General features: G+C 58.6%; 18 protein-coding genes, 4 tRNA genes and 1 riboswitch. Of the genes, 10 read left to right on the top strand and 12 right to left on the bottom strand.

The window, feature by feature from the left end:
* The first annotated feature begins 168 nt into the window (after positions 1–168).
* The gene (locus ACT7DV_RS11335) at positions 169–864 is read left to right on the top strand and encodes a GTP pyrophosphokinase (protein WP_444662646.1); all 696 of its coding nucleotides are present in this window, start codon (positions 169–171) and stop codon (positions 862–864) included.
* A gap of 124 nt (positions 865–988) precedes the next feature.
* On the opposite strand, the gene ACT7DV_RS11330 is transcribed toward ACT7DV_RS11335, so the two are convergent.
* Positions 989–1062 (bottom strand) — tRNA-Met (locus ACT7DV_RS11330).
* A 47-nt stretch (positions 1063–1109) separates the two neighbouring features.
* Positions 1110–1181, bottom strand: a tRNA-Thr gene (locus ACT7DV_RS11325).
* Between the two features lie 522 nt (positions 1182–1703).
* On the opposite strand from ACT7DV_RS11325, the gene ACT7DV_RS11320 reads away from it, so the two are divergent.
* Positions 1704–1775, top strand: a tRNA-Thr gene (locus ACT7DV_RS11320).
* A gap of 175 nt (positions 1776–1950) precedes the next feature.
* Positions 1951–2060, top strand: a riboswitch (TPP riboswitch).
* Positions 2056–3798: a phosphomethylpyrimidine synthase ThiC gene (thiC, locus tag ACT7DV_RS11315; protein ID WP_444662644.1), complete on the top strand. Its 1743-nt coding sequence runs from the start codon at positions 2056–2058 to the stop codon at positions 3796–3798. It overlaps the preceding riboswitch by 5 nt.
* A 115-nt stretch (positions 3799–3913) precedes the next feature.
* On the opposite strand, the gene ACT7DV_RS11310 is transcribed toward thiC, so the two are convergent.
* Positions 3914–5836: a DEAD/DEAH box helicase gene (locus tag ACT7DV_RS11310; RefSeq protein WP_171919262.1), complete on the bottom strand. Its 1923-nt coding sequence runs from the start codon at positions 5834–5836 to the stop codon at positions 3914–3916.
* A gap of 307 nt (positions 5837–6143) precedes the next feature.
* Between ACT7DV_RS11310 and ACT7DV_RS11305 the strand changes: the two genes are divergently transcribed.
* Complete coding sequence (locus ACT7DV_RS11305) at positions 6144–6560, top strand: hypothetical protein (RefSeq protein WP_146275769.1); 417 nt, start codon at positions 6144–6146, stop codon at positions 6558–6560.
* A gap of 86 nt (positions 6561–6646) precedes the next feature.
* On the opposite strand, the gene ACT7DV_RS11300 is transcribed toward ACT7DV_RS11305, so the two are convergent.
* Together ACT7DV_RS11300 and ACT7DV_RS11295 are read right to left on the bottom strand one after the other, a co-directional pair.
* The gene (locus tag ACT7DV_RS11300) at positions 6647–7804 is read right to left on the bottom strand and encodes a cystathionine gamma-synthase (protein ID WP_444662642.1); all 1158 of its coding nucleotides are present in this window, start codon (positions 7802–7804) and stop codon (positions 6647–6649) included.
* Positions 7805–7829: 25 nt separating this feature from the next.
* Complete coding sequence (locus tag ACT7DV_RS11295) at positions 7830–9194, bottom strand: cystathionine beta-synthase (RefSeq protein ID WP_444662640.1); 1365 nt, start codon at positions 9192–9194, stop codon at positions 7830–7832.
* Between the two features lie 138 nt (positions 9195–9332).
* Between ACT7DV_RS11295 and ACT7DV_RS11290 the strand changes: the two genes are divergently transcribed.
* The gene (locus ACT7DV_RS11290) at positions 9333–10295 is read left to right on the top strand and encodes a DNA-3-methyladenine glycosylase family protein (protein ID WP_444662638.1); all 963 of its coding nucleotides are present in this window, start codon (positions 9333–9335) and stop codon (positions 10293–10295) included.
* A gap of 22 nt (positions 10296–10317) precedes the next feature.
* Here the strand turns inward: ACT7DV_RS11290 and trxA are convergent, their stop codons facing one another.
* A complete protein-coding gene (gene trxA, locus ACT7DV_RS11285) occupies positions 10318–10692 on the bottom strand; it encodes a thioredoxin (protein ID WP_060702270.1) in 375 nt (124 codons plus the stop codon).
* Between the two features lie 136 nt (positions 10693–10828).
* Positions 10829–10910 (bottom strand) — tRNA-Tyr (locus ACT7DV_RS11280).
* A 181-nt stretch (positions 10911–11091) separates the two neighbouring features.
* Here ACT7DV_RS11280 and ACT7DV_RS11275 point away from each other — a divergent pair.
* A complete protein-coding gene (locus ACT7DV_RS11275) occupies positions 11092–11580 on the top strand; it encodes a YajQ family cyclic di-GMP-binding protein (RefSeq protein ID WP_444662636.1) in 489 nt (162 codons plus the stop codon).
* An 89-nt stretch (positions 11581–11669) separates the two neighbouring features.
* Here ACT7DV_RS11275 and htpX read toward each other — a convergent pair whose 3' ends face one another.
* Positions 11670–12548 (bottom strand): zinc metalloprotease HtpX, encoded by an 879-nt coding sequence (htpX, locus tag ACT7DV_RS11270; protein WP_060702286.1) that lies wholly within the window; start codon positions 12546–12548, stop codon positions 11670–11672.
* A 261-nt stretch (positions 12549–12809) separates the two neighbouring features.
* On the opposite strand from htpX, the gene rarD reads away from it, so the two are divergent.
* A complete protein-coding gene (gene rarD / locus ACT7DV_RS11265) occupies positions 12810–13748 on the top strand; it encodes an EamA family transporter RarD (RefSeq protein ID WP_444662634.1) in 939 nt (312 codons plus the stop codon).
* 99 nt (positions 13749–13847) lie between these two features.
* On the opposite strand, the gene gabT is transcribed toward rarD, so the two are convergent.
* From gabT to ACT7DV_RS11250, 3 genes are all read right to left on the bottom strand, one after another.
* A complete protein-coding gene (gene gabT / locus ACT7DV_RS11260) occupies positions 13848–15191 on the bottom strand; it encodes a 4-aminobutyrate--2-oxoglutarate transaminase (RefSeq protein WP_060702288.1) in 1344 nt (447 codons plus the stop codon).
* Positions 15192–15388: 197 nt separating this feature from the next.
* The gene (locus ACT7DV_RS11255) at positions 15389–15541 is read right to left on the bottom strand and encodes a methionine/alanine import family NSS transporter small subunit (RefSeq protein WP_444662632.1); all 153 of its coding nucleotides are present in this window, start codon (positions 15539–15541) and stop codon (positions 15389–15391) included.
* Between the two features lie 2 nt (positions 15542–15543).
* Positions 15544–17151 (bottom strand): sodium-dependent transporter, encoded by a 1608-nt coding sequence (locus ACT7DV_RS11250; RefSeq protein ID WP_444662630.1) that lies wholly within the window; start codon positions 17149–17151, stop codon positions 15544–15546.
* 114 nt (positions 17152–17265) lie between these two features.
* Here ACT7DV_RS11250 and ACT7DV_RS11245 point away from each other — a divergent pair, with 114 nt between their 5' ends.
* The 3 genes from ACT7DV_RS11245 to ACT7DV_RS11235 are packed head-to-tail and all read left to right on the top strand — an operon-like array spanning position 17266 to position 19635.
* The gene (locus tag ACT7DV_RS11245; protein WP_444662628.1) at positions 17266–18669 is read left to right on the top strand and encodes a PucR family transcriptional regulator; all 1404 of its coding nucleotides are present in this window, start codon (positions 17266–17268) and stop codon (positions 18667–18669) included.
* Positions 18670–18688: 19 nt separating this feature from the next.
* A complete protein-coding gene (locus ACT7DV_RS11240; protein ID WP_444662627.1) occupies positions 18689–19123 on the top strand; it encodes a hypothetical protein in 435 nt (144 codons plus the stop codon).
* Positions 19123–19635: an HIT family protein gene (locus ACT7DV_RS11235; RefSeq protein WP_444662625.1), complete on the top strand. Its 513-nt coding sequence runs from the start codon at positions 19123–19125 to the stop codon at positions 19633–19635. Before ACT7DV_RS11240 ends, ACT7DV_RS11235 begins: the two co-directional genes overlap by 1 nt.
* Before the next feature lie 86 nt (positions 19636–19721).
* Here the strand turns inward: ACT7DV_RS11235 and ACT7DV_RS11230 are convergent, their stop codons facing one another.
* Complete coding sequence (locus ACT7DV_RS11230; RefSeq protein ID WP_444662623.1) at positions 19722–20819, bottom strand: polyprenyl synthetase family protein; 1098 nt, start codon at positions 20817–20819, stop codon at positions 19722–19724.
* Between the last annotated feature and the right edge of the window lie 198 nt (positions 20820–21017).

Below are 21017 nucleotides of genomic sequence, written 5' to 3'. Positions count from 1 at the left end.
AGCGTTCGTGTCTGTTGACATCGCCCCAACCTGCAGAGGTGATTTAGGATTTCCACTCCAAACCCAGAAGACAACGGCGGCGTTATCCCGCTGCCTTCTACGGCAAACCTGAGTTCAGGCGAACTACAAGAAATGACCCAGGCATTCCGGCTACAGTTTCAGCGATTCATGATGGAATACCAGTTTGCCGTCGACGAAGTTCTGACCAAAGTCTCGATTCTTCGTGAAGAGTTCCTCTACCTGCACAAGTACAATCCCATTGAGCACATTACCTCCCGGGTAAAAACTCCGGAAAGCATCATGCGCAAGGTGAGCCAGAGGAATATCCATCCTTCCCTCTCGGCCATCAGGGAGAACATCAGCGACATCGCCGGTGTCCGAATCACCTGCAGCTTCGTGAAGGACATCTACAAGGTACTCAATACCTTGACCGCGCAAAATGACATTCGAGTCATCCAGATCAAGGATTACATCAAGAATCCAAAGCCAAGCGGTTACAAGAGCGTGCATGCCATCGTTGAAATCCCGGTCTTCCTCTCGGACGGACCGGTGAATGTCATTGTTGAGCTGCAGATCCGCACTATCGCCCAAGACTTCTGGGCCAGCCTGGAACACAAGATCTTTTACAAGTACGAAGGCGAAGTCCCTGCCTATTTGGCTTCAGAACTTGCCGAAGCCGCAGCCGTAGCCACCAAGCTTGATATGCAGATGCAGCGACTGCATACAGAGGTTCATGGCCACGACGCCAACGACGAAAACGCTAACGGGCAAGAAGTAGACGCGGAAGTAATACAAGGACTGCTCATGCTTGCCAAGGAAGCTTCAACTGGCAAGGAGCACCGCGACAAGGGCGCAACCCAGTAGCGATAGCCCAAAAATAGAGCTAGGCCTCCGAGCGAAAGACTATTTCGTTCGGTGGCCTTGCTCGTTACAGATATTTTCAGAAACGAAAAAGCCCCGAAATCCAAGGATTTCGGGGCAAAATCTGTAGCGGCGCCGGGACTCGATCCCGGGACCTCACGATTATGAGTCGTGCGCTCTAACCAGCTGAGCTACGCCGCCACAAGTGAGAAGCAATCCAGTAGAAGCCAAGAAAGCTTCTCACTCAGAGCCCCCTGCCGGAATCGATCCGGCGACCTCGTTCTTACCAAGAACGCGCTCTACCACTGAGCTAAGGGGGCAACGAGTAAATACTCTACACGGATTCGCGCACAAACAAAAATCGGCGTTCAACCCTCTAATTCGACACCAGTCGGGAGAATAACCACTAGTCAGATTCGGTTATTGGCGATTTAGACACTCACGCGGCACAACCAATGGCACAAAAGTGCTTTGGTGACGATGCTCACTGAGGGGAATTTGGTGATCAGCCTGCAATTATCCGCCCCCTTAATTCACTTCTAATTTGCATGGCAAGCAAGCCCGGCACCCTTCAAACACAGCAGGAATGCTGCAACGGCTCCGGGTGCGAATGGGCAAGCCCCAAGAACGCCCCTAATGCGGTCGGAAGAGCCAGAATAAATCGATGATCCCTGTGGCGCCAATAGACTTTTCCCCTGATCGGATACTGGTGCCTGGAAAACTTCCGCAGGCAGTGACCCACCGCCCGCATTCCGGGCTTGAGTAGTACGCTTGTGACCTCAGCTACAAATCCATTCAGGATTTTGCAAACGTCAGAAACCTGTGTAGAGTATTTACTCGTTGCCCCCTTAGCTCAGTGGTAGAGCGCGTTCTTGGTAAGAACGAGGTCGCCGGATCGATTCCGGCAGGGGGCTCGAAATAAGAGAGACAATCTGATTGCAGATTGTCTCTCTTTTCGTTTACCCAGAACTTTTATTCTGGACCGAATATGGCCAGAATTTCATCCTCGCTTCGCAAAAAACATTTCGCTGGCCGATCGTCACCTTGTGGACTGTTTGCCTCCGATAGAAATTTTCGTGCTAGTGTCATCTGCGACCACACGGGAGCCCCATGGCAAGGGCTGAGATCGGACTGCAGCTGTCCGCGACCGTTGAACCTGTCCGGGTAATGCCGGCGAAGGAAGTGAGTTTCTCAATGGAACAATTTGAACAGCATTCCGCCCACTCTCTCGCGTTCCGCGAAGCCGATGGGATTTCAGTTCCGGTTACGCAGATCCTGCTTGCGGACTCCCCCAATGGCCAGCCCAACGAGCCGGTGGTTGTGTATCGCACCAGCGGGCCGGGAAGCGAACCAACGCAGGGACTGAAACCGTTTCGGGAATCTTGGATACTTGAGCGTGGAGACGTGCAGCGATATGCGGGACGCGAGCGGAACCTGCATGACGATGGGCGTTCAGCGGTCCGCCGCGGTACTGCCAGCGATGAGTGGGCTGGACGTTCCGCTCAGCCGCTCAAGGCCGTAGACGGGGCAGCAGTGACTCAAATGCACTACGCTCGTGCTGGAGTCATCACCCCGGAAATGCGCTATGTAGCATTGCGCGAAGAATGCAATGTAGAGCTGGTGCGCAGCGAGCTTGCCGCCGGACGAGCGATCATCCCCTCGAATATCAACCACCCTGAATCCGAACCGATGATCATCGGCAAAGCGTTTCTCGTAAAGATCAATGCGAATATCGGCAATTCAGCAGTGACCAGCTCCATCGCTGAAGAAGTCTCCAAATTGCAGTGGGCCACCAAATGGGGCGCAGACACTGTCATGGACCTTTCGACCGGCGACGACATCCACACCACCCGCGAATGGATCATTCGAAATTCGCCGGTCCCCATCGGCACCGTGCCGATCTACCAGGCACTGGAAAAGGTCAATGGCGAAGCGAACGCCCTGACCTGGGAGATTTTCCGGGACACCGTCATTGAGCAATGCGAGCAGGGCGTGGACTACATGACCATCCATGCCGGCGTGCTCTTGCGCTATGTCCCGCTGACAGCCAACCGCGTCACCGGAATCGTTTCGCGCGGCGGATCCATCATGGCCGGATGGTGCCTGGCTCATCACCAGGAGAATTTCCTCTACACGCACTTTGACGAGCTGTGTGAAATCTTTGCGCAGTACGACGTGGCCTTCTCATTGGGCGACGGGCTGCGTCCGGGATGCATTGCCGACGCCAATGATGCGGCCCAATTCGCCGAACTTGATACCCTTGCCGAATTGACCAAGCGCGCGTGGAAGTACGATGTTCAGGTGATGGTGGAAGGACCGGGGCACATCCCTTTCCACATGGTCCGCGAGAACGTGGAACGCCAACAGGAACTGTGCGACGGCGCGCCCTTCTATACGCTAGGCCCGTTGGTCACCGATGTCGCACCCGGCTACGATCACATCACCAGCGCCATTGGCGCCACCGAAATCGCCCGTTATGGCACCGCCATGCTTTGCTATGTCACGCCCAAGGAACATCTGGGATTGCCTAATCGCGATGATGTGAAAACCGGTGTGATTACCTACAAGATTGCAGCACATGCCGCAGATCTGGCCAAGGGGCATCCTGGGGCCACCGCCCGCGACGACGCGCTGAGCAAGGCTCGCTTCGAGTTCCGCTGGAACGACCAGTTCTCGCTGAGCCTGGACCCTGTCACGGCGCAGGAATTCCATGATGAGACGTTGCCTGCGGAACCTGCCAAGACGGCCCACTTCTGCTCGATGTGCGGCCCGAAGTTCTGTTCCATGCGCATCTCCCAGGACATTCGCGACGAGTACGGCTCAGCGGAAGCGCAAGCTGCGTTGGCGGGCATGGCGCAGAAGAGCCGGGAGTTCGTAGAAAGCGGCGGAAAAGTCTATCTCGGCGATGAGATTCCGGTAGGCAGTACCGCCCCGTAGAGCTAGAGCTGCGGCCCCTATTGTTGTGGAAACGATAATGCCCCTGGATCAAGCCTTTCGGCTTAATCCAGGGGCATTATGCTGTGCTAGCTAATAAGCTGCAGCGGGCGCTGGCTTAGTAGTCGCGACGTCCACCGCTGCGACCCGAATCGCTGAAGCGATCCTTGCCGCCACGGCCACCGAAGCGCTTTTCGCCGCCACCACGACGGTCGTTGAAGCCGCCGCCGCGTCCACCGCGGAATCCACCACGGTCGCCACCGCCGCGTCCACCACGGAATCCACCGCGGTCGCCTTCGTCATCGCCACGTGGCTTGCGGCCGGAATCCAGCTCCATGCTGATCAGCTCGCCGCCGATGCGGGTCTTGGACAGTGCACGCCACTGGTCCTTGCTCAGCTCTGCTGGCAACTCAACCAAGGTGTGGTCCGAACGGATCTCAATGCCACCGATTTCGGAGGAGTTGAAGCCGCCTTCGTTAGCCAAAGCGCCAACGATCGAGCCTGGCTGCACGCGGTTGCGGCGTCCGATGGCCAAACGGTACATGGCGTTGCCTTCGGCAGCGGTCTTGCGGGCACGTGGGCCGCGCTCTCCGCGATCGCCACGGTCACCGCGGTCGCCACGCTCTGGGCGATCGCGATCCATGCGGGCCTTCTTCGAAGCAGGAATCACTGGTTCGGTCATCAACAGCGGGCGTCCACCCTGGGCCATCAAGGCCAAAGCGGCAGCGATTTCCAGCTGATCGAGATCTTCGTGATCAGCAGCGAACTTCTCGACGATTTCGCGGAAGGTGGTCAGATCCTGGCCGCTGATGGTCTTGTCGATGCGATCGGTGAACTTCTGGATGCGGCGGTCGTTGACCGAGTCCAGGGAAGGCAACTGCATCTGGGTCACCGGCTGGCGGGTAGCCTTTTCGATGGCACGCAGCAAGTACTTCTCGCGCGGGGTCATGAACAGGATCGCGTCACCCGAGCGGCCGGCACGGCCGGTACGGCCAATGCGGTGCACGTAGGACTCGGTGTCATGCGGGATGTCGAAGTTGATGACGTGGGAGATGCGCTCCACGTCCAAACCACGAGCTGCAACGTCGGTAGCAACCAGGATGTCGATCTTGCCCGAGCGCAGGTTCTCAACAGTGCGCTCACGCTGCTGCTGAGGGATGTCGCCGTTGATGGCTGCAGCGGTGAAGCCGCGGGCCTTCAGCTTGTCAGCCAAGTCCTCGGTAGCCATCTTGGTGCGAACGAAGGTGATGACACCGTCGAATTCCTCGGATTCGAGGATGCGGGTCATCGCGTCCAGCTTGTGGGCACCCATGACCTGCAGGTAACGCTGGGTGATGTTGGTGCCGGTGGACTGCTTGGACTTCACGGCAACTTCCTGCGGGTTGCGCAGGTATTCCGAAGCGATGCGGCGGATGGTGCGTGGCATGGTTGCCGAGAACAGGGCAACCTGCTTGTCCTCAGGGGTGGCTTCCAAGATCTTGTCGACCTCTTCGGCGAAGCCCATGCGCAGCATTTCGTCAGCCTCATCGAGTACCACGTACTGCAGGTTCGACAGGTCCAGGGAACCCTTGTTGATGTGGTCGATAACGCGACCCGGGGTACCGACGACTACCTGTGCTCCACGGCGCAGTCCGTTGAGCTGCGGGCCGTATGGCGAGCCACCGTACACTGGCAGAACGGTGAAGTTCGGCAGGTACTTGGCGTAGGAAGTGAAGGCTTCGGCGACCTGGAGGGCCAGCTCGCGGGTTGGAGCCAGAACCAGGATCTGCGGGGTCTTGGCTGGACCATTGGTGTCAGCCAGTTCTGCCATGCGGGACAGGGCAGGAAGTGCGAAAGCAGCGGTCTTACCGGTACCGGTCTGAGCCAGACCGACAACGTCGCGGCCTTCGAGAAGCAGTGGAATGGTTGCTGCCTGAATTGGCGATGGCTTTTCGTAGCCAAGGTCGGCAAGCGAGGCAAGCACGCGGGCATCCAGACCAAGTTCGGAGAAGAGCACGGTTGGCTCTTCTGGGGTCTGGTTGTCGTCAGTGTTTACGGGCATGTCAGAAGACACGAAGAATTACCTCATTCGTTGGGGATAGGCCTTGGCCGTCCCCAAAGAAACGACGTATAGGCTGCACAGTCAGATACAAGTCACGCTCACCAAGCGCTCCCCTATGACATAAAGACCCGCACACACTTTGCGGAAAATACAACACGAGAAGGCTCCGGCCTCAAAAATTGGGCTGGATGCGAGAGGGATACCCTGATGTTCGCGAACACTTAACACTAACGTGTAACCCCTGTAATTGTCAGTGCTCAGCCCGTGTGAGATCGGGCACCGCGACAAAGCACGTAGTGTTATAGGTGTGAAAAATCCTCTATTGGCGCGACGCCCGGACGAGCCCGTCCCCGGTGGCCTGCTCATCGCCCAGGTGCTCTGGTTCCTTGCCGGAGTGCTGTTCCTTGGCTTTGGAGGCTTCCTTATTTATGAGCACAGCGACACGGCATCGCTGAACTTTGGCGCCGTTGCCTTGGCTTTGTTTTTTGCCGTGGCAGGCTGTGCCTGCGCAGTGCTCGGATACCGGTTATTCATCGGCGAGCGCTCTGCCCGCGCCAATTTGACCTGGCTCGGCGTGATCACGGCCCTGCCGCTGCTTCTGCGTTTCGGACGCTATTCCCTGCTCGCTGCCATCATCATGTTCAGCGTGGCCTTGATGTGGACACCCAGCAGCAATCGCTACTTCAAGATTGTCTCGCCAAAGCCGGCAAAAACCCGCCGATAGCGCCAGCCACCTCACCGCGGAAACGATCAAGGACGCGGGGATCAGTTCTGAACTGAACTGTTCCCCGCGTCCTTGATTTGTGCTGCTTAGAGGTTGGTGAAGGCCTTATCAAGGTCTTCGATGAGATCCGCTGGATCCTCGATGCCCACCGACAGGCGCAGCAGGTTCACTGGTACTGCCAGCTCGGTGCCCTTGACCGAAGCGTGCGTCATTTCCGACGGGTAGTTCATCAGCGACTCGATGCCGCCCAAGGACTCAGCCAGTGTGAACAACCTGGTGCTTTCGGCAATCTTGCGGGCCGCTGCTTCGCCGCCCTTGAACTGAACCGACACCATGCCGCCAAAGCCGCTCATCTGCTTCTTGGCAATCTCGTGGCCCGGGTGGTCCTCGAAGCCCGGGTACAGGACACGCTCAACTTCGCTGCGCTCACGCAGCCACTGGGCAACCTGTGACGCGTTCTCCGAGTGGGCGCGCATGCGCACGCCCAGGGTCTTCAGGCCGCGCGTGGTCAGAAAGGCATCCATGGGTCCGGAGACGGCGCCGACGGCGAACTGGATGAATCCAATCTTTTCTGCCAGTGCGGCGTCCTTGACGATGACTGCACCGCCGACAACATCGGAATGCCCACCGATGTACTTGGTGGTTGAATGCACCACGATGTCCGCACCCAAAGTCAGCGGCTGCTGCAGGAAGGGGCTGGCGAAGGTGTTGTCAACGACCAGCAAGGCACCGACAGCATGGGCCACTTCGGCGACCTTGGCGATGTCGGTGATGGTCATCATCGGGTTCGATGGGGTCTCTACCCACACCAGCTTGGCCTTGTTCTTGTCAATGGCAGCAGCCAAAGCCGCTTCATCGGCCATATTCACCGGCGTATTGCTGATGCCCCAGTCGCCGAGCACGCGGTCGATGAGACGGAAGGTTCCGCCGTAGGCGTCATTGCCAAGAACAATGTGGTCACCCGGGCGCAAGATGGCGCGGATCAGCGAGTCTTCCGCGGCTAGTCCCGAGCTGAAGGAGAAGGCATGCGTTCCAAACTCGGCGCCAGCCAGCTGTGCCTGCAAGGCGTCACGGGTCGGGTTGCCGCCACGGCCGTATTCGTAGCCGCTGCGCAGGTTGCCAATGCCGTCCTGTGCGTAGGTCGAAGAGAAGTGCAGTGGTGGTACGACGGCACCGGTGCGCGGCTCGAATTCCTGTCCGGCGTGGACGAAGCGAGTGTTGGAGCCCTGAATGTTTTCGGTCATCGATATCAGTCCTTTAGTGAATTCTTTAGCGGGTCGAGTAGGCCAGCAGGTCCGCTGCGGTGGCGGCGGCAATAACTTCGCCGGCCTTGGTCACCAATACGGCCGGGTGGGCCTTGAGCAGTTCCTGGGCATTGTCGAGGGTGTCGGCCACACCGATCAGCGGCATGGGCAGGCTGCCCAGTTCCTTGATGGTGCTCGTGCCCTCGGCCCCCGAGAGCAATGCTTCGGTCAGGGTGCCAGCACCAATGACTCCGCGCACCTCGCCGATACGGGCAGGCAAGGCAGCGGCCGAGACGACCAGCGCGTCGGCGCCCTGTTCGCGCAAAGCCATGGCAGCTTCAAGCAGCGTGGCATCTTCGCTAATAGCCTCTGGGCCCTGCTTGGATAGTGCCGAGCCGATGAAGTCCAAGGCGGAGTAGTCATCGGTGGTGAAGCCCTGCTGCAGCATCCAGCTGTCGTTGAAGATCTTGGCGAGGTAGCCGCGTCCACCATCCGGTGCGATCACGACGACAACATCGTCTTCGCCCAGATTACGGGCTGCGCGCAGGGCGGCGACGACTGCCATGCCCGAAGACCCGCCAAGCAGCAGCCCTTCTTCTTTCGCCAATCGACGAGTCATCTCGAAAGCTTCAGCATCGGTGACTGCCTCGACTTCGTCGGGCACCGATGGGTCGTAGTTCCCCGGCCACATGTCTTCGCCAACGCCCTCGACAAAGTAGGGGCGTCCGGTTCCACCTGAATAGACCGAGCCGTCCGGGTCGGCTGCGATGATCTTGACTGGGCCTGAAGCGCGGTCGGCCGAAATCTGCTTCAGGTAGCGCCCGGTGCCGGTAATGGTGCCGCCGGTTCCGGCGCTGATCACCGCGTGGGTGACTTTTCCATCGGTGTCATTCCAAATTTCTGGACCAGTGGTTTCAAAGTGGCTGTCTGGAGCACCGGGGTTGGAGAACTGGTCTGGCTTGTATGCGCCCTCGATTTCGGTCACCAGCCGGTCAGAGACACCATAGTAGGACTCTGGTGAATCTGGTGCGACGGCGGTTGGGGTGACCACAACTTGGGCTCCGTAGGCGCGCAGCACGTCGCGCTTTTCTTCGCCAACTTTGTCCGGGGTGACAAAGATTGTCTTGTAGCCCTTGAGCTGGCCCACCATGGCCAAGCCAACGCCGGTGTTGCCACTGGTTGGTTCCACAATGGTTCCGCCTGGCTTGAGCTGGCCGCGCTCTTCAGCGCGTTCAACCATCTTCAACGCGATGCGGTCTTTGATGGAACCGCCTGGGTTCAAGTATTCAAGTTTGACCAATACCGTGGCTTTGACGCCATCGGTAACGCGGTTGAGCTTCACCAGCGGGGTATTGCCGATCAGATCTAAAACTGTGGACGCATACTTCATGTCAAGAACTTTACCGGCGCCCGTCATACATGTCGTTCCGAAACGTAGCGAAACGTCATGCAGTGGACGGGATCTTTTCATCAGTGCTATCGGCCCATGGTTGTTTTCCTGTCTGGGTCACGCTATATGATGCGAAATATGCAGAAATCTTGGAGCGCCAGTTTCTCCCCCGGACGGCCGGTGTCTCTGGTCAAGTCCTTGGGAATACTGCGTCGTGGTCAAGGCGACCCAACGATCCGGATTTCTGAATCCGAAGCTTGGCTGGCATTCTCCACGCCCGAAGGCCCAGCGACCCTGCACATTTCCAAGCCACTGCGCCTGGGGCCGGCCGAGTTCCGTGCTTGGGGGCCCGGTGGCGAATGGGCAATTCATAGTGCACCAAACCTGCTCGGCGCCGGGGACGACTGGAGCGAGTTTGACGACCTGCTCCACAGGGGACTTTTTCCAGAAATTGTCGTCCGCTCGCGAGCCGAGCACCCGGATCTTGTGCTGCCCGCGACCGGCAGGATCTTCGAGCATGCCATCGGGGCCATTCTGGAACAGCGAGTCACCGGAATTGAAGCGAACTACGCTTGGCGTTGGCTTATCAGGCATTATGGGCTGCCAGCGCCTGGCCCGGTCCCGGTCGGCTTGAGAATTTTTCCCTCGGCGCAGGAGCTTGCTCCGCTTCGCCGCTGGGATTGGCAGGTTGCCCGTGTTGAAGGCAAGCGTGCTGAGGCCATCCGGAATTTTGTTCAGGCATCCGGTGCCCTGAATTGGTGGGCCGACAAGCCCTTGGATCAGCCAAAGCCGACGGCGAAGGCGCCGGGAACACTTGAATCGGCTCTAGGATCAGTGCCTGGAATTGGGCCGTGGACGATTGCCGAAACGCTGCAGCGTTCTCATGGCTCAACCGACCATATATCCGTGGGAGATTTCCATTTGGCCGATTACGTGGGACAAGTCCTAACCGGACGTCGAATCACTGATCAGCAGATGCTGGAGCTCATGGCTCCCTTTGCCCCGCACCGGCAGCGGGTCGTCCGGCTTTTGGGACTTTCCGGCGAGAGAAAACAAAGCTTCGGGCCCCGCTACGCTCCGCTGGATCACCGGCAGAGGTAGGGCCCGAAGCCCTCAAACAGTCTTAGGAGTTGGCCTGGGCGGCTTCCTCGGCGATCTGCTTGTGTACTTCACTCATATCAATGCCCTTGACCGCGGTCACCAAATCTTCAAGCTGCGGCTGGTTCAACGCACCGGCCTGCGAGAAAACGAGAACCTGCTCGCGGAACGCCATGATGGTAGGAATCGAGGTCACGTTGGCTGCACGTGCCAGTCCCTGCTCGGCTTCGGTATCCACCTTGGCAAAAACAACATCAGTGAACTTTTCCGAGGTCTGATCATAAACCGGAGCGAACTGCTTGCACGGTCCACACCAATCAGCCCAGAAGTCCACGAGGACGATGTCGTTGTCTTCAATCAACTTCGCGAAGTCATCTTCGCTTACATTTCTAGTTGCCATGCCTATACGGTAGCCGAATTTCAGATGAAATACGTAGAAAGGTGATCTTCATTGAGAGCGGGAATAGATCCGGATCACAATGAAACTTTATCGGGGAAGCAAAAAACTCCCGGATCAAGGATCCGGGAGTTATTTGTGGCAGATACTGGATTCGAACCAGTGAAGGCGTTGCCAGCTGATTTACAGTCAGCCCCCTTTGGCCACTCGGGTAATCTGCCGAGATTGCTCTTTCAAGAACATTTGCTCTTGTCGGAACGAGAAATAACTCTACAGGAGATTTTCGACGAAGTGAAATCGAGGGGGCTATTTTCCCTGTAAGCCTGATCACAGCCCGATTTCAAGGCATAAAACCGGTAGGCTATGTAGCGAATAAGACCCGTTATAGCTAGGAGCATTCACATGGCTAGTGATTCCACATTCGACGTCGTCAGCAAGGTAGACAGCCAGGAAGTCGCTAACGCGATGAACCAGGCCCAGAAGGAAATTGTCCAGCGCTACGACTTCAAGGGCGTCGGCGCCGAGGTTGATTTCAGTGGCGAGAAGATCTTGATGAAGGCCAACTCGGAAGAGCGCGTCAATGCGGTCCTCGACGTTTTCCAGACCAAGCTGGTCAAGCGCGGCATCTCGCTGAAGTCCTTGGACGCTGGAGAGCCTTACGCATCCGGCAAGGAATACCGCATCGAGGCCAGCATCAAGGAAGGCATCGCACAGGATGTCGCCAAGAAGATCAACAAGTTGATCCGCGATGAAGCTCCCAAGGGCGTCAAGTCCACCATCCAGGGCGATGAGCTGCGCGTCTCCTCCAAGTCCCGCGATGACCTGCAGGCCACCATGGCCCTGCTGCGCGACTTCGATGAAGCAGACTTGCAGTTCGTGAACTTCCGCTAGGAACAGCACCGGCACCCTGTGTGCCAACAACATTGGAGGCGGCTTCCCACCGAAGTGGGAAGCCGCCTCCAATGTTGCTTTAAGGGCTCCTAGTACCCGCGTCCGCCAGCCATGGCCTCGAGACGGGCAATGCGCTGATCCATTGGCGGGTGCGTGGAGAACATCTGCTTCAGGCGCGAACCGAAGGGATTAGCGATCATCAGGTGGGAGCTGTTAACCAGCTTCTGGTCGCCGGCAGCCAATGGCGCCTGGGAAATGCCCGATTCGAGTTTGCGCAACGCGCTGGCAAGGGCCAGCGGATCATTGGTCAGCTTGGCGCCATCCTCGTCTGCATCGTACTCACGGGTGCGGCTCACGGCCATCTGGATGATGGAAGCGGCCAATGGAGCCAGCAGGGACAAGGCAATCAGCGCAATTGGATTGACGTTGCGGTTCTCGTTGCTTCCGCCTCCGCCGAAGAACATCAGGAACTGGGCGATGGAGGTGATGACACCCGCGACGGCGGCGGCTACCGAAGAGGTGAGGATGTCGCGGTTATACACGTGCATCAGCTCATGGCCCAGCACCCCGCGCAATTCGCGTTCGTTGAGCAATTGCAAAATGCCCTCGGTGCAGCACACCGCGGCGTTCTGCGGATTGCGACCGGTGGCAAAGGCGTTGGGCGAGGAAGTTGGCGAAATGTACAAGCGAGGCATTGGCTGCTGGGCGTTCATCGACAGCTCCCGCACAATGCGGTACATCATCGGATTCTCGGCTTCGCTCACCGGGTAGGCGTGCATGGAGCGCAAAGCGAGCTTGTCGCTATTCCAGTAGCCATAAGCGGTGGTTCCCAGGCCGATCAGCGCGAAAACCCAAATGAACATCGACCGGCCGGTTCCGGCAGAAATGAGCGAACCGATAGCCAAGAGCAGGGCGAACATTCCGCCAAGCAGCAATGCTGTTTTCAGTCCGTTGTTATGTCCATGCAACTTGACGCACTCCCCTAAATGACAAAGACCAAGATGGTACTTCCTAGTCTAGTCAACGGATAGATGGCACGGTCAGTTCCAGCAATTGCCACTTCCGCCCCATCGTGTGAGGCACCGCACAGGCTTCGAAACCCAGGTTTCGCTCAGCGGGGAATATTACTGTGCCTGCGGCGTTGTAGTTTATTAGTTGCAAGGTGCAATTTTTTGTCGCCGCACTCCGACTGCTCCTGAATCACATTAGCTCGAAAGCGTACATCCTGAATGTCATCAAGCACCACCGCTCCCGTCCGTTCTGAACACAGCTATGGTCTGATCCAAGGCACATCTGCCTACCTCATTTGGGGCTTGCTGCCGGCTTACTTCCTGTTGCTTCCGCAAATCTCTGCCGTTGAGTTCGTCGCAGTACGAGTTCTCTTTTCATTGGTCTTCTGCTTCATACTGCTCGCGGCCACGTCGCAGATCCGCCAGTTTGCAGCGATGTTCCGCGATACCAAAACCATGGGCCAGCTGGCTTTGGCCAGCATCTTGATCGCCGCCAACTGGGTGCTCTACGCGTTGGCGGTATTGACCGGACACGTGCTTGAAGCATCACTGGGCTACTTCATCAACCCGATTGTCGCGATCCTGCTTGGCGTGCTGGTGCTCAAGGAGAAGCTGCGCCCGCTGCAGTGGGCCGCGGTTGCCCTGGCCACCGTCGCCGTGATTGTCCTGACCGTGGGCTTGGGACGGGTGCCATGGATTTCCCTGGGTCTTGCGTTCTCCTTCGGCTTCTATGGACTGGTCAAGAACAAGGTGGGCTCCAAGGGCAGCGCTCTTGGCGCGCTGACCATCGAAACCCTGTGGCTGACCCCGTTGGCCATCATCTACGTGATCTGGCTGTCCCAGACTTCCGGATCGACCCTGCTGAACAGCAACTGGGCCGGAATCCTGCTGCTGGCCTCAAGCGGAATCATCACTGCTGTCCCGCTCCTGCTTTTTGGCGGTGCTGCCCGCCGCCTGCCGTTGAGCACGGTGGGTTCCCTGCAGTTCATCGCTCCCCTGCTCCAGTTCATTCTTGGTGTCCTGGTCTTCGGAGAACACATGCCCTTCGAACGCTGGATGGGCTTCGTCCTGGTGTGGATTGCGGTGATCTTCGTCCTGGTCGATATGCTTCGTGCTCCCAAGGCAGGGCGCCTGCCAGAACCCAAGAAGATCGGCTAGCTGCCGCAAGCACTGGGGCGGTTAACAAATAATGCTCCGGTTTCTCCCGCAGATGCGGGAGAAACCGGAGCATTATTTATTGTGCCCGGAACCCAGGGACTAGGAAGCCAGCTTGCGGATTGCCGACTCCAGCACGTCAAGTGCGTCGTTGAGCAGCTCATCGCCGATGACCAGCGGTGGCAGCAGGCGAACAACGTTGCCGTAGGTGCCGCAGGTCAGGATGACAACACCCTGGGCCAGGCACTCGGCAGCAATAGCCTTGGTCAGATCGGCGTCTGGCTCCTTGCCGCCAGCCTTGACGAATTCAAGGGCGATCATGGCACCGCGGCCACGAACTTCACCGATGGCTGGGAACGCGGACTGCAAAGCGGTGAAGCGGGCGAAGAACTTCTCTTCGATTTCGCGGGCACGAGCTGGCAGGTCCTGCTCTTCCATGAACTTGATGGTCTCAAGAGCTGCGGCTACGGCTACCGGGTTGCCACCGTAGGTGCCGCCCAGGCCTCCGCCGTGGACCGAGTCCAGCAGGTCGGCACGGCCGACGATGCCCGACAGCGGCATGCCGCCGGCAATGCCCTTGGCAACGGTGATGATATCTGGTTCGATCTGCTCGATGTCCGAAGCGAACCATGCACCCGAGCGGGCGAAGCCGGCCTGGACTTCATCGGCGATGAAGACGATGCCGTTTTCCTTGGCCCACTCGGCAACGCGTGGCAGGAAGCCGGTGGCAGGGACGATGAAGCCGCCCTCGCCCTGGATTGGCTCGATGATGATCGCAGCGATCTGGTCGCCACCGATCTGCTTCTCCATGGCCAGGATGGCGCGCTCAGCAGCTTCCTTGCCGGAGATGTTCGGATTCTCTTCGCGGAATGGGTAGCTCATTGGCATGCGGTAGATCTCCGGTGCCAGTGGACCGAAGCCGCGCTTGTATGGTGCTGCCTTGGCAGTCAGGCCCATGGTGAGGTTGGTGCGGCCGTGGTAGGCGTGGTCGAAAGCGACAACTGCCTGGCGGCCGGTGGCGATGCGAGCTACCTTGATGGCGTTCTCAACCGCTTCGGAGCCGGAGTTGAAGAAGACCGCGCGCTTCTCGAAATCACCGGGGGTGATCGCGGCCAGCTTCTCGGCCAGGGCGACGTAGTTCTCGTATGGGGCAACCATGAAGCAGGTGTGGGTGAAGTGCTGTGCCTGCTCGGCGACAGCCTTGGCCACGGCTGGGTTGGAAGCGCCAACGGTGGTCACAGCAATGCCCGAGCCAAGGTCGATCAGCTGGTTGCCGTCGACATCGACGATGATGCCGCCGTCAACATCTGCTGCGTAGACTGGCAGGCTGGAAGCTACACCGGCAGCAACTGCCTTGGCGCGGCGTGCGGCGAGTTCTTCCGACTTGGGGCCGGGGAATGGCCCGTTGATCTTGCGCTTCTGTTCAATGCGGTAGCTAACGTCCACCTGCTTGTCCTCTCACTATGGTTTTACGAGCGCGTGGCTCGACGTGTTCTTACAAGAAGAATATTCTTCGCGGCCCGTTGCCACTACCAGACTTGGCACAAATGCCTCTGGGATCAGTAGTGCATCTGCACAGAAAAATACCTCCTCGCGCCAAGCGGGGCTCGGCGCAAGGAGGTATCGGTTGTTGCTTGATGTCCCTACAGGCTGTTACTGCCCGTAGTTCCAGCAGTTTCAATAACGTCGTCATTGTCCTTCTCAGGGTGACGCGAAAGGTTGATCAATGCGACGGCGAGGCCGCCCCAGATGGTCAGCATGGAAATGATCATGAAGACAATGGCTATGCCGGTCATGGCTAGTATTCCTTTCCGGCTGGTTCGGGAAGTTCTTCGGCTTCAACGTTCTGCTGATGCTCCTTGAACTCCGGGTCATTGGCCTTCGAGTTCTTGCTCCATGGAATCAAGGAGAGCACCACGGCGCCAACAATCAGCAGTCCGGCCATGCCCCAGCCGAAGATTCCGTTGAACCACAGCGGGTATCCGGAATACGACTCATTGATCTTGGATTGCACTTCATTGATCAGCATGTACCCCAGGGCCGCTGGACCAATGCCGCCAACCAGGACCTTCCATCCGGTGCCCAGCTTGATGGAGCTGTGGCGGTTCATGTGCTTGGCCAGCTTTGGCAGCATGCCAAGGCCTGCCCCGAAGACTATAACTAGCACCAGTGCGCAGGCCAGGATGCCGAACTGGTTCACGAAGGCGTCCATGGTATCCAGCAGGTACAGGCCTGTGGTGGTCGGGAACAAGATCAGCGAAATAATCGCCACCGGGACAACAACGACCAAGGTGGCCGGAGTGCGCTTCCAACCCAGCTTGTCCTGGAACGCCGCCACGATCACTTCGAGAATCGAGATCAGGGAGGTCAGGCCAGCGAAGACCAGGGAGCCGAAGAACAGCACGCCAATCAGCCCACCCAGCGGCGCCTGCGAGACGATGGTCGGGAAGGCGATGAAGGCCAGGCCGATGCCGCTGGTGGCCACCTCGTCAACGCTGGAGCCGGCGTTGTGAGCCATGAAGCCCAGGGCAGCGAAGACGCCGATACCGGCTAGCAGTTCAAAACTGGAGTTGGCGAAAGCCACGACGTAGCCTGAACCGGTCAAATCGCTCTTGCGCTTCATGTAGGACGAGTAGGTCACCATGATGCCGAAGGCCACGGACAGCGAGAAGAAGATGTGGCCAAAGGCCGCAGCCCAGACCGCAGGATTCTGCAGCGCTTCGAAGTCCGGGGTGAAGAACGCGTTCAGGCCGTCAATTGCGCCAGGAAGGAACACGGACTGCACTACGAGGATTGCGAACATGACAATGAGCAGTGGCATGAAGATTGCGTTGGCTCGGGAAATACCCTTATTCACGCCGGCCACCATGATCACGATGGCTACAAGCCACACGATCAGCATTGGGGTGAAAATATTGCCGACGAAGTCAAAGGAGACATTGACGTTGTCCGAGACTTTCAGGAAGTCCTGCATGAAGAAGCCGGAAGCTCCCTCAGGGTTCTTGTCCCAAGCCTTGGTGATGGAGAACCAGCAATACATGGCGGCCCAGGCGATGATGGCTGCGTAGTAGATGGCGATAATGAAGCAGATCAGCACCTGCCACCAGCCGAGCATTTCGGTTTTCCGGTTGGCCCGCCGGTAGGCCAGCGGAGCCGAGCCGCGGTAGCGGTGGCCGATCGAGTAGTCGAGGAACAGCAGCGGAATACCTGCGCAGAGGATAGCTACGAGGTACGGGATCAGGAATGCACCGCCGCCGTTCTCGTAGGCGACGTACGGGAAACGCCAAATATTTCCCAGTCCAACGGCCGAACCAACCGCAGAAAGAATGAAGAGCTTTCGTGAACTGAAAGTCTCACGCTTTTCGGATGCGAGTGGAGCGCCCTGTTTTGAAGATGGAGAGCTCATGTGTCTAAGCTACTGCAAAAAGTTCACATTCTGGTCAATTTTCGGTAACGCGTGTCCATTATTTGAGCAATTTGCTGAAATGGGAACCTTCCGCAGGCCAACTAGAATGGCTCCATGGCAATTAGTTTACGCGGACTCCTGGAGCATGACGAGCTCGATCTCCGCCCGATGACCGAACATACCCATCGCGACGACATGGTCATCACCTGGTCAGCCATCACCGAGCTGCTGGACCCGTCTAAATTCCTCACCGGCCGCGAAATCGTCTTGACCACCGGGGTGCGCCAGAAAACCAAAGCCGCGCAGCGGGAATTCGTGCGCGTTCTTGCCGCCAATGATGCGGTGGCCCTGGGATTCGGCACCGGCTTGGAACATGCCTCCGTGCCTGAAGCCACGATCGTCGCGGCCCGCGAAGTCGGGCTGCCTGTCTTCGAGGTCCCCTACCAGGTCCCCTTCGCCGCCATTACCCGGCTCATCGCTGAAGCCATGAATGCCGAGCATCTCAAGCGGGTGGAGAATTTGCTCAAATCGCATCAGAAGCTGGCTCGTTCACTGCTCTCCTCCGACCTCGATAGCATGCTCGATGAGCTGGCCCGCATGCTCGGGACGGACGTGGCGTTGAGTCTTCACGGCGAGGTGATCAGCGGTGATTATGATCCCGAACGCAGCTGGCACGAATTGCCGGTGGCCACGGGCTTGCGTGATAAATGCATCCTGCATCTGGCAGAACCCTATGTGCATGATCCGGTCGTGGATTATGCGCAGTCCCTGATCGGCTTGGAGATGGCCAACAAATCGCGGCTGCGCGCCTCGCAGCGCCAGGCCAATGGCCAGGTGCTCGCCGACTTGGCTGCCGGCACCCTGGTCGGGGCCGACGCCGCCGGGCGCCTTGGCGCCTTGGGCCTGAATCCGCAGCGCGAGCACTCGGTCATCCTGGTGCAGGCCTCCACCCAGGCCGAGCGCTTGCAGACCTTGCCCCTGCCCGCGGATCTTTCCTCCCAGGTTTCAGCGATGATGGAAGGCCGTTTGGCGGTGATCGTTGCGCACAGCAAGGTCCAGCTGTCCATCAAGCATCTCGATGAGTATCTTCAGGCCGCCGGGATCTCGGCCCGGGTTGGATATGGTGGCCGCTACTCGAATACCACCGGTATCCGCTGGAGCTATTTCGAGGCGCTCGAATCCCTGCGCCACGGCGAGCGGATCAACGTCCCCACCAAGCTCTCGCTCACTTCCCTGCTCCTGGCCGCCAGGGATGTGCCGCTGCAAGACCTTGCTGCAGAAGCACTCGGGCCGTTGCAGGACTTTGATTCAACCCATGATTCAGATCTGCTGCTGACGCTGCGCGAGTACCTGAACCGCGATGGCTCGGTAGGCGCCGTAGCCGAAGCGCTGGGCCTGCACCGCAATACCGTGCGCTACCGCATGCAGCAGATTTCGGAGCTCTCGGGCTACGACCCGAATGTGACAAGCGACCGAGTCCAGCTATGGATCGCGTTGAGCGCACTTGAGCTTGGCTAATCTCGAATAGGATTAACACATGGCTGACATGTTTCTAGAGAAGTTCCGTTCCTTGGTTCCCAAATATTTGGATGACCAGTGGAATGAAGCCGACGGGCTCAACAGTGAAGAACTGCGTGATGCCCTAGCACAGTCCAAGGTATCCATTCCCTTCGTGCTCGAGGAGTTCTACCTGGCGCTGGGCAACAATGAAGATTTCATGGAGGCCTACCACTATTTCTTCGACCCCGAAGAATTGGAAATCGAAGACGGCCACCTGTTGTTCCTGGAAGACGAAGAAGAAAAGTTCGTCTGGGCCTTCAAGGCCACGCAGCTGGATGTTCCCGATCCCATCGTTTACCGCCGCAACAACGCCAAGGGCACATGGACCAGCGAAGAAGGCACGTTCAGCGAGTTCACGCTGGACATGTTCGCATGGGTCTTTGACGAATTGGCAGCCGAACTGGAGGACTAGTGCTCCACCGTTCCCATCAGCCGGCCGAGTACCAGTGCCCTTTCTGCGAACTGGTGCAGGATCTGCCGTTCAGCCAGGACAATCTTTGCGCGCCTACCGATCTGATCTATCAGACCGGCTTGGTGGCGGCGATTATGGCCTGTGATGGGTTCGGAAACTATGGCGGGCACGCCATGATCATTCCCACCCGGCATCTGGAAGCGCTCTACGACCTCGATGATGCCACCGGCGCGGCTATCATGAAGGAAACCAAGCGCGTGGCATTGGCCATGAAGCTGGCGTGGGATCCGGAAGGCACCAGCACCCGGCAGCATAATGAGCCCGCGGGAAACCAGCATGTCTGGCATTACCACCAGCACGTATTTCCCCGCTATCACGATGACCAGCTGTATCAGCAGTTGCGCCATCGGGTATCGGTAGAGGAACGGGCGTTGAAGGCGCAGCAGCTGCGCCAGGCGCTCTTTTCCCCGGATCACCCTGAACCGCTTCAAGCTTCGGAAGTAATCCGTTGATGAAATGATTCGGCTGGTTAAACACCGCAGCGCATGAAGACCGGGAACTTCATGCGCTGCGGTGTTTTCAGTCTTTCGAATCCTTCTCAGGCGTCGCGGGTCACCACGGCATCGGCGAAGGAGATCAATGCCTGCTTCACGGTGCCTTCCGGCAGCGGCGCCAGCGATTGGATCGCGTCATCGGCCCACTGGCGTGCGGCTTGCCACGCATCGTGCAGTACCGAGTGCGCGCGAACGGCTTCAACGGCCTTGGCCAGCGCCTCATCCGTGGAAAGGTCGGCATCCACCAGGGCCACGGCCTGAGCGGCTTGCTCATCACCGGCTGCGGCGGCCTGGCGCAGAAGCAGGATCGGCAAGGTCGGGACGCCTTCACGCAAATCAGTGCCCGGGGTCTTGCCCGAGTCGGCCTTCTCGGAGGCCAGGTCAATGACGTCGTCAGCTACCTGGAAGGCAACGCCCACCTTTTCACCGTACTCGCGCAGTACCTCGATGAATTCCGGCGCTCCGCCAAAGCGCGCGCCAAAGGCTCCGGAGGTGGAAAGCAGCGAAGCGGTCTTGTCGCTGATGACCTGCAGGTGGTGCTCGATCTCGTCGTCGCCTTCACGCGGCCCGATTGATTCGTGCAGCTGGCCCAGGCACAGGCGCTCGAAGGTGCGCGATTGCCACATCACCGCTTCAGGACCAAGGTCGGCGCCGAAGACCGAAGCCCGGGCGAAGATGAGGTCCCCAGCCAGAATGGCAACGGAGTTGCCCCAAACCTCGTGGGCAGTGGGAGCACCGCGGCGCAGCGGAGCGGAGTCCATCACGTCGTCGTGGTACAGGGTTGCCAGGTGGGTCAGTTCCACAACAGCTGCGGCCTTGATCACTTCATCGGTCACGCCGTGGCCAAGAAGGGAGGTGAGCAATACCAAGAGCGGGCGCACCCGCTTGCCGCCGGCTTCGACCAGGTGCCGGCTGGAGGCATCGATCAACGGGTCGGAATTGGCCAGCGCATCGCGCAGCAGCTTCTCGACCTTGGCCATGCCGATGGAAATCGCCGGCCCAAAGTCCGGGTCCTCGGCAAGCATCGCAAAGCCCGAGGGAAGATTAATAACCGCAGCTAATGCAGCGGTTTCAGGATTCAGCTCAATCGAGTCCGACACTTCATGTCCGGCTGCGGTCCAGTTGCTCTTCGAATCAGTCACTGTTCTACGGCTTACTTATCTTTCATCGGGGTGGCCATCGCGGTATGCGAAGACTTTGGCGCCTGCAAGATGCAGACAAACATCTCTTCACTCTAGCCGATGCTGTCCACCACTGGATGCTGGCACGGTGCAACGCGCACGTGCATGCTGGCCAGCGACCTAGCAGTTCGTTCTAGAGTTTACCGGCTCAGGCCAGCA

The sequence above is a fragment of the Glutamicibacter sp. TV12E genome (assembly GCF_052441935.1).
In the GTDB taxonomy this organism is placed as follows: Bacteria; Actinomycetota; Actinomycetes; order Actinomycetales; family Micrococcaceae; genus Glutamicibacter.
Note: the sequence above shows the minus strand (reverse complement) of the source record. Positions and strands in the feature narration are given on the sequence as shown.

What these genes read in the sequence shown, in the direction of transcription:
- ACT7DV_RS11255 (WP_444662632.1), bottom strand. Translation starts at nt 15,541, where the DNA reads ATGACCGGCATAGCCATTGTCTTCATGATCATTTCCATGCTGACCATC.
- ACT7DV_RS11250 (WP_444662630.1), bottom strand. Translation starts at nt 17,151, where the DNA reads ATGAGCTCTCCATCTTCAAAACAGGGCGCTCCACTCGCATCCGAAAAG.
- ACT7DV_RS11310 (WP_171919262.1), bottom strand. Translation starts at nt 5,836, where the DNA reads ATGCCCGTAAACACTGACGACAACCAGACCCCAGAAGAGCCAACCGTG.
- ACT7DV_RS11240 (WP_444662627.1), top strand. Translation starts at nt 18,689, where the DNA reads ATGGCTGACATGTTTCTAGAGAAGTTCCGTTCCTTGGTTCCCAAATAT.
- rarD (WP_444662634.1), top strand. Translation starts at nt 12,810, where the DNA reads ATGTCATCAAGCACCACCGCTCCCGTCCGTTCTGAACACAGCTATGGT.
- trxA (WP_060702270.1), bottom strand. Translation starts at nt 10,692, where the DNA reads ATGGCAACTAGAAATGTAAGCGAAGATGACTTCGCGAAGTTGATTGAA.
- ACT7DV_RS11300 (WP_444662642.1), bottom strand. Translation starts at nt 7,804, where the DNA reads ATGACCGAAAACATTCAGGGCTCCAACACTCGCTTCGTCCACGCCGGA.
- ACT7DV_RS11335 (WP_444662646.1), top strand. Translation starts at nt 169, where the DNA reads ATGATGGAATACCAGTTTGCCGTCGACGAAGTTCTGACCAAAGTCTCG.
- ACT7DV_RS11275 (WP_444662636.1), top strand. Translation starts at nt 11,092, where the DNA reads ATGGCTAGTGATTCCACATTCGACGTCGTCAGCAAGGTAGACAGCCAG.
- ACT7DV_RS11245 (WP_444662628.1), top strand. Translation starts at nt 17,266, where the DNA reads ATGGCAATTAGTTTACGCGGACTCCTGGAGCATGACGAGCTCGATCTC.
- ACT7DV_RS11295 (WP_444662640.1), bottom strand. Translation starts at nt 9,194, where the DNA reads ATGAAGTATGCGTCCACAGTTTTAGATCTGATCGGCAATACCCCGCTG.
- ACT7DV_RS11290 (WP_444662638.1), top strand. Translation starts at nt 9,333, where the DNA reads ATGCAGAAATCTTGGAGCGCCAGTTTCTCCCCCGGACGGCCGGTGTCT.
- thiC (WP_444662644.1), top strand. Translation starts at nt 2,056, where the DNA reads ATGGAACAATTTGAACAGCATTCCGCCCACTCTCTCGCGTTCCGCGAA.